This window comes from Georgenia sp. Z1344 (genome assembly GCF_049856295.1).
Classification (GTDB): Bacteria; Actinomycetota; Actinomycetes; order Actinomycetales; family Actinomycetaceae; genus JB111.
Map to the genome: position 1 here is coordinate 20,519 of NZ_JBNDMZ010000018.1, position 8,194 is coordinate 28,712.

General features: G+C 76.1%; 5 protein-coding genes. All 5 read right to left on the reverse strand.

Annotated elements, in window-relative coordinates:
• Window positions 1-48 precede the first annotated feature (48 nt).
• Window positions 49-1,272, reverse strand: coding sequence for an MFS transporter (locus ACPYO6_RS15995; RefSeq protein WP_425715787.1), 1,224 nt, complete (start codon window positions 1,270-1,272; stop codon window positions 49-51).
• Window positions 1,273-1,354: 82 nt separating this feature from the next.
• Window positions 1,355-4,858 carry a PHP domain-containing protein gene (locus ACPYO6_RS16000; protein ID WP_425715788.1) on the reverse strand — a complete coding sequence of 1,168 codons (3,504 nt, stop codon included), beginning with the start codon at window positions 4,856-4,858 and terminating at the stop codon, window positions 1,355-1,357.
• Between the two features lie 225 nt (window positions 4,859-5,083).
• Window positions 5,084-5,707, reverse strand: coding sequence for a hypothetical protein (locus tag ACPYO6_RS16005; RefSeq protein WP_425715789.1), 624 nt, complete (start codon window positions 5,705-5,707; stop codon window positions 5,084-5,086).
• A 113-nt stretch (window positions 5,708-5,820) separates the two neighbouring features.
• Window positions 5,821-6,054, reverse strand: a complete 234-nt coding sequence (locus ACPYO6_RS16010; RefSeq protein WP_425715790.1) for a ribbon-helix-helix protein, CopG family — start codon at window positions 6,052-6,054, stop codon at window positions 5,821-5,823.
• Between the two features lie 100 nt (window positions 6,055-6,154).
• Entirely contained in the window at window positions 6,155-8,044 is a 1,890-nt protein-coding gene (locus ACPYO6_RS16015) for a DNA polymerase Y family protein (protein WP_425715791.1), read from the reverse strand.
• Window positions 8,045-8,194 lie beyond the last annotated feature (150 nt).

Here is an 8,194-nt window from a genome sequence, read left to right on the forward strand (position 1 = left end):
GCTCCGGCTGACGACCTGTGCCCCGCTGATGGTTCGCGCAGCGGCCGGTCAGGGGACGGGAGGGTGCGCGGCGGACGACGCACCCGCCGCGGGGCGGCGCGGCAGCAGGAGGGCGAGCACGCCGGCGAGCCCGAGCAGGACGACGGCGCCGACCACCGTCGCGCCCCACTGGCCCACGTCCCAGGCGAGACCGAGGACCACGCCGCCGACCGAGGAGCCCAGGTAGTAGAAGAGCGTGTACCGGCCGGACCCGTCGGAAGGCCTGGGGCTCAGGCGGGCGGCGTTGGCCGAGGCGAGCGCGTGGAGGACGAAGAATCCGCCGGCGAGGAGGAACAGGCCCGCCCAGATGAGGACCATCGGCGTCGCGAGCGTGAGGAGCACGCCGCCGACGCACACCGCCAGCCCGAGCAGGATCCCGGCCCTGATTCCCGTGCGCGCGGCCAGACGCCCGGCGTAGGCGGACGTGAACGTCCCGGCGATGTAGGACAGGTAGAACATCGAGCCGAGCCCCGCGCCCAGGGAGTAGGGCGGCAGCGAGGTGCGGAAGCTGATGACGTTGTAGACGCCGACGAAGGTCGCCATGCCGAGGAACGCGAGGCCGTAGAGGACGAGTCGGCTGCGCCGGGCCTCGGTGGTGTCCGGCCGGGCGGGGTTCGCCCGTCGGCCGCCGCGCGCGGGGGCGTTCCGGGCGGGCGGCAGGAGGAGGTGGGCGACGATCGAGAACACGGCGCCGAGGACGCACACGACGACGATCGCGCCGCGCCAGTCGACGAGCTCCGAGGCGAACCCGGCGAGCACGCGGCCACCCATGCCGCCGAGCGTGTTGCCGGCGATGTAGAGGCCTCCGACACGCGTGATGGCGTTCGGGTGGATCTCCTCGGCGACCCATGCGAGCGCGGCAGCAGGGACGCCCGCGAGCGCCGCGCCCTGGATCGCGCGGAGGACGAGCATGAGCGCGAAGCTCGGGGCGATCGCGCTCGCCACCCCGGTGACCACGGAGACGACGAGCCCGCCGATGATGATCGGCTTGCGCCCGAGGTGCTCCGAGAGGCGGGCGAGCGGGAGCACGGCGATCGCGAGGGCGAAGGTCGTGACGGTCATGAGCATCGTCGCCGACGTGGCCGAGACGTCGAGGTCCTGCGCCGCCACGGCCAGCAGCGGCTGGACCGAGTAGATCATCGCGAAGGTGGCGATGCCGATGGCGAACAGGGCGAGCAGCGCACGTCGGAAGGCCGGCTCACCGCTGCGGTGGCCGAGGAAGGCGCTGCTCACCCGGTCACCATAGGACGGCCGACGACCGGCTCGGCGTGGTCGACCACTCTCGCGCCGGGGCCGTCGACCACCGCCGTCCACCTCACCGGAAGTCGCGCGACGTGGTGGAGACGCTGAGGCTGAGCGGGGTGATCTGGTCGGCGACGAGGTTCGTCACGCCGTCCGCGCGCTCGACGATGCCGCGGATGACGAGGGCCGCGGAGGTGCGCGCGGCCTGCCGGTACCGCGCCCACACGCCGGCGGAGCACACGACGTTGGCGAGCCCGGTCTCGTCCTCGAGCGAGAGGAACGTGACGCCGCGCGCGGTGTGCGGTCGCTGCCGGTGGGTGACGACGCCGGCGGCGCGCACCCGGCGCCCGGACTCGGCCCGGGGCAGGTCGGCGAGGCGGAGCACGCCCGCATCGTCGAGGTCCGCGCGGCGGTACTGGGTGGGGTACGTGCCCGGGGAGACGCCGGTCGCCCACACGTCGGCGACGGCGGTCTCCACCTCCGTCATGCCGGGCAGCTCGGGGGCGCTCACCCCGGGGGTCGTCCCCGGCAGGGGCGGCTGGATCCACCTCTCGCCCGACGACGAACGGCGCGTGGTCCCGTGCGCGCCCGCGAGCGCCCCGGCCGTCCACAGGGCCTGGCGACGGTCGCCGCCGAGGTCGAGCGCGCCGGCGGTGGCGAGGGCCTCGAGCTGGGCGGTGGTGAGGTCGACGCGTCCGGCGAGGTCGGCGATGCTCGCGTACGGCCCGCCGTGGTCGCGCTCGGCGACGATCCGCTCCGCGGCCTCCTCCCCCACGCCCCGCACGGCGGCCAGGCCGAGGCGGATCGCCCGCCCGGGGTCGGGTCGCACGAGCCGAGCCACGGACTCGACGGGGGCGACGCCGCCGGGGGTGTCGTCGTCGGGCGTGGGGGTGTGCCCCTCGGGCGCGACGACGACGCTCGCGTGCACGGACGAGCCGTTGATGCTCGCCCGCTGGACGCGCACACCGTGGCGGCGGGCGTCGGCGACGAGGGTCTGCGGGCTGTAGAACCCCATGGGCTGGGCGCCGAGGATCGCGGCGTAGAACGCCTCCGGGTGATGGACCTTGAGCCAGGCGGACGCGTAGACGAGGTAGGCGAACGAGAAGGAGTGGGACTCGGGGAAGCCGAAGTCGGCGAAGGCCTTGAGCTTGTCGAAGATCTGCTCGCCGACGCCCCGGTCGATCCCGTTGCCGGCCATGCCCTCGATGAGCCGGGCGTGCAGGGCCTCCATCCGCTCCTCGGAGCGCTTGGCGCCCATGGCCTTGCGGAGCTGGTCGGCCTCGGCGGGGGTGAAGGAGGCGGCGTCCATGGCGATCTGCATGAGCTGCTCCTGGAAGAGCGGGACGCCGAGGGTCTTCTCGAGCGCGGGACGCAGCAGGTCGTGGAGGTAGGTGACCGGTTCCCGGCCGAGCCGGCGGTTGATGTAGGGGTTGACCGAGTTGCCCTGGATGGGGCCGGGGCGGATGAGGGCCACCTCGACGACGAGGTCGTAGAAGGTGCGCGGCCGCAGCCTGGGCAGGGTGGCCATCTGGGCGCGGGACTCGACCTGGAAGACGCCGACGGTGTCCGCGGCGCAGAGCAGGTCGTAGACGGCGTCGTCGTCCTGCGGGAGGTTGTGCAGGCCGAGCGGGCGGCCGTCGACGCCGCGGACGCCGCGGTCGGTGAGCTCGGTGAACGCCAGGCGGAGGGCGGTGAGCATGCCGAGGCCGAGGAGGTCGAACTTCACGAGCCCGGCGTCGGCGCAGTCGTCCTTGTCCCACTGCAGGACCGTGCGGCCGGGCATCGTGGCCCACTGGACGGGGCAGACCTCGATGACGGGGCGGGAACACAGGACCACCCCGCCGGAGTGGATGCCGAGGTGACGGGGCAGGCGCAGGAGCTGCTCGGCGATGTCCACGACCTCGCCGGGGATGCCGAAGACGTCGTCGGCGCCGGGGGCGGGCGCCGAGGGCGGTGCGGCCTCAGGGGCGATCACGGGGGCGACGCCGGAGCGGCCGACCTGCTCGACGTCCCACCAGGTGGTGCCCGGCCAGCGCGGGTCCTCGGGGGTGGCGGGGGCGGAAGAGGCAGCGGGCGCGGGGGTACCTGACGGTGCGTCCGGGACCTCGTCACCGGCGTCAGGAGTCCGGAGTGACCCCCACCGCTCGACGCTCTTCGCCCACGCGTCCTGCTGGCCGGTGCCGTGGCCGAGGGCGCGTGCGGCGTCGCGGACGGCGGAGCGGGGTCGGTAGGCGATGACGTTGGCGACCTGGGCGGCGTGCTCGCGGCCGTAGCGCTCGAACACGAACTGGATGACCTCCTCGCGGCGGCCGGACTCGATGTCGAGGTCGATGTCCGGCGGGCCGGAGCGCCCCGGCGAGAGGAAGCGCTCGAAGAGGAGGCGGTGGGTGACGGCGTCGACGGCGGTGATGCCGAGCGCGAAGCAGACGGCGGAGTTGGCGGCCGAGCCGCGGCCCTGGCACAGGATCCCGTTCTCGACGCAGAAGTCGACGATCTGGTGGACGATGAGGAAGTAGCCGGGGAAGCCCAGCTCGTCGATGATCTCGAGCTCGTGGTCGATCATGTCCCACGCGCCGGGGATGCGCTCCGCCCCGCGGGGCCCGTAGCGCCGCTCCGCCCCGCGATGGGTGAGCTCGCGCAGCCACGTGGCCTCGGTATGGCCGGGCGGAACGGGGTGGGGCGGCAGGTCCGGGGCGACGAGCCGCAGGTCGAACGCGAGCTCGGCCGCGAGGTCCGCCGCGGCGGTCACCGCGTGCGGGTGGTGCCGGTGGATGCTCAGCATCTCCTCCGCGGAGCGCAGGTGGGCGGGCGCGGCGGGCAGCCAGCCGTCGATCTCCTCGAGCGAGGCCCGGGCACGGGTGGCGGCCATGACGTGGGCGAGCGCCACGTCCTGCGGTCGCGCGCAGTGCACGCCGCCGGTGGCCACGAGGGGCAGGCCCGCGTCCTCGGCGAGCTGGGCGAGCGCGGCGGAGCGGACCTGGTCGAGCGGGTCGCCGGTGTCCGTGATCTCGACGGCCACGTTGTCCCGGCCGAACCTCTCGGCGAGGCGGGCGAGCTCGCGGGCCGCGGAGGCGGGTGCGAAGCGGCCGCGCTCGGGCTCGAGCGCGCGGCGGACGGCCCCCTTGCGGCAGCCGGTGAGGATCATCCACTGCCCGGCGGCGGTGTCGGCGAGCTCGGCGAGGTCGTAGCGCGCGCGGCCCTTGACGCCGGTGGCGAGATGGGCGCGGGAGATCGCGGCGGAGAGCCGGGCATAGCCCTCGCGGCCGCGGGCGAGGACGAGGAGGTGCTCGCCGTCCGGGTCGGCCGGGCCGCCGAGACCGTGGGTGCCGCCGCCGGCCGCGGCGGAGGTCCGTCCGGTGGAGCCGATCCCCAGCTCGGCGCCGATGACGGTGGGCAGGCCGAGGGTGCGGGCGGCCTCCGCGAGCCGGACGACGCCCGGCAGGCCGTCGTGGTCCGTCAGCGCGAGCGCCTCGAGGCCCAGGCGGGCGGCCTCGGCGGCGAGGTCCTCGGGCAGGTTGGCGCCGTCGAGGAAGGAGAAGGCCGAGTGCGCGTGCAGCTCGGCGTAGCGGGCGCCCACGGCCACCTCCCGGGTCTGCACGGCGGCGCCCGGATCTCGAACGCATGTTCGAGGATAGCGGCGGGGGCCGACAGCGGCGAGCGGGCACCACACGCTGCCCCACGCCACGAATGGGGGGCAAGCGACCAGAATCCTGCCGGAAAATGGTCGCTTGCCCCCCATTCGTGGAGGCGCGTGCTGACGAGGCCGCGTCAACGGGGGTGCCGGCGGCCGGAGACCGCCGGGTCAGCGGCTGGAGGTGACCCCGATCGCCGTGGCCGCGCCGGCCGCGAGGCCGAGGAGGGTGTGCGGCGCCGGGATACCGCGAGCGCCGAGGTACTTCGCGCTCTGGTGGCCGATCGAGTCGACGACGACGAGCGTCGCGAAAGCTGCGCCGCCGTAGACCGCGCGGCGGGCGATCGTCGCGCCGCGGGACTCGGGGTCCGGGGCGTGCGGGCGGGGCCGGTCGGCACCGAACTGCACGAGGCCCTTGGGGAGCTTCGCCTTCCGGGCACGGTCCTGGACGACGGCCCACGCCGTCACTCCCCCGAGGATCCCCAGCTTGAGCACCGCGCGGGCGCCGCGGCCGTGCAGGACGTCCGGCAGCGCCATCCAGGCCGCGACGGCACAGCCGGCGACGGCCGCGCCGGGCAGGTCGGAGAAGGGGTGAGCCTCCGCCGCTCCCCGCGCGTCCTCGATGCGCATGGGCGTGGCCGCCGAGGCCGGCGCCCACGCGGAGTTGGGGTCGGCGTTCGGGCCGGGCAGGGTCGGCCGGCCGGCCGCGTCGGGCGAGGAGGCATTCGGCAGACGGTCACCGCCGGGTCGTCCGACGACGGAGCCCGAGCGAGCGGTCGGAATCTGCTGGGTCATGGCACTCCTGTGACGCGACGGAAGACGGGCACCTGCGAGGCTATCGCTCCGACGCCGTCACGCGCGCGGGAGTCTGCGAGACGCACCGTGCTTGAGCGCACTGCTGTGGACCTTCATCCGGCAAAGTCAGCAAGGGCGGACCGGATGGCGTCCGACCTGCTCATGTGGTTCTCCCCCGCCTTGGCGTCGAGCGCGTCCAGCTCCTCGACCGTCAGACGAACGGCAACCACCTGCATCGGCACCGCACCACGCCCCGGGCGACCGCGTCCACGCCGCTTGAGCTCGTCGACGTCGCACCCTCGCTCGGCCTCGTCGACCCACTTCTGGATCTGCTCCTCGCTCGCCATCGCAATATCGTATGACGATAATCGCCAGCGGGCCAATGTGTGCTCGACAATCACGCCCCAGACGTCCGACCTGCTCATGCGGTTCGCGCACGACCGTCCGTCAGTCGTAGACCGCATCGAGCAGCCAGCCGTCGCTCGTGCCGACGAGGAGCACCGCCTGCGGCTGGTCGCCGACGAGGCGGGCCTGCAGGTAGACGCGGTCCCGGTCGGCCAGATCCTCGGCCGCGAGGTACTTCCCCCCGGCGCCACCCGGTGGTGTCGACGTCGTGCGTCCTTCCGGCCGTATCGACGCCGCGCGACCTCGCGGCGACCCCGACGTCGCGCCTCCTCCCGCGGGCCGTCGCCCACGCGCCCACCAGCGCTCGACCACCGGCCACGGCCCCGCCCAGCCGGCCACGCGCCGCGGCTCGGGCAGCAGGACGCTCGCCGGGTCGGCGTCGAGCAGCCCGCGCGCGCCGAGGCGGACGTCGGCGCCGTCGGCGTCGAGGACCCGCACCGGGCGGGGCTCGGCGAGAACGGTCGCGGGCCACGGGTCGGGCGTGGCCCCGGGCCAGGGGGCGTCCGGGCGGCGCAGCGGCGTGGCGTCGTCGCCCCAGGCGACCAGGCGGGTGGTCGAGCGCGGGTCGCGGCCGCCCTGGAGGACGGGGACGAGCACGGACTCGGGACCGAGCAGCCCCTGGACGCGCAGCGCGGCGCGCTCGGCCTGGAGCCGCCCCCGCCGGCCCGGCCCCCACAGCACGTCCTGCAGCGCGCCGGCGGGCGCGACCTCCTGGGCCACGAGGACGAGCTGGGTCAGCGGCGCCGACGGTGCCCGCCCCGAGCGGCCGGACAGCCAGCCCTCGAGCTGCCAGCGCACGCGGTCGGTGAGCTCGGCCGCCGTCGGCGGTCCGTCGAGCCCCCACGTGCGGGCGAGCTCGTTCCCGTCCTCGGTGCGGGCGCGGACCTCGAGGCGCCCGCAGGCCACCCCGCGTCGGCGCATCCGCTCGGCGAGGTCCTCGGCGAGGGCGCGGGCGGCGAAGGCGGCGACGTCGCTGCGCTCGGCGGGCGGGTCGAGGACGCTCGACGCCGTGACGTCCTCGAGGGGGCGGCGTGCGGCGGGCGGTCGGGCGTCGAGGCCGCGGGCGAGGCGGTGGGCGGTGAGGCCGACGGGTCCGAACCGGGCGGAGACGTCGGCGGCGTCGAGGGCGGCGAGCGCCCCGAGGGTGCGCAGGCCGAGCCGGCGCAGGACGTCGACGAGCTCGGCGGTCGCCCGGGCGGCCTGCGCGCTCCGCGCGGCGTAGGCGAGCACCCCGACGTCCTGGGCCGCGAGGAACTCGAGCGTGGCGCGTTCGCCGGGGGCGACGACGACGCCGGCCCGCGCGGCGAGGGTGGCCGCGAGCGTGCCGTCGGCGAGGCCGACCTGGGACTCGGCGCCGGTGTCCATCGCGACGGCGGTGACGAGCCGCTCGGCGAGCGCCTCCTCCCCTCCGGCGTGCCGCGCGGGCCCGCGGGCGGGGAAGGTGAGCAGCCCGGGTCGCAGGACCTCGACGAAGGCGACGACGTCCTCGACGGACTGCGCGACGGGCTCGAACGCGCGGGCGTCGCGGACCGGGTCGGCGGCGATCAGGGTGATCCCGGGGCAGACCTGCTGGGCGCTGCGGCGGCGCATGCCGCGGCGCACCCCGGCGCGCCGGGCGGCCACGGACGTGACGACGACGGCGCGCTGGTCGTGCACGCCGACGGACTCGCCGACACCGACGAGCCCCTCCGTCACCGCGGCGGCCACCGGCCAGTCCGGTACCCACACGACGACCCGGCGCACGGCGGGCGGGCCGGAAGGCTCGGCGGCGTCCGGCCCGGAGGGCGCGGGCGCGCCGGTCCGGCCGGCGGAGTCGACGCGGACCCCCTCCGCGCCGAGGGCACCGTCCGACGGGACGGTGCTCGCGGACGCGTCGCCGCCGGCCGTGAGGTCGAGCGCCGCCTGCGTCGACGCGGGGGCCTCGGCACTCACGCGCCCACCGCCCGCAGCTCGGTCCGGCCGGCGGTCGCCCGCGCCCCGCCACCGACCTCCGCGCCCTCCACACCCTCCGCGTCCCCGGGCAGCGCGGAGACGCCGTCGGCGCCGAGGAGCACGCGGACGGACCCGCCCGCCGCGGCGCCG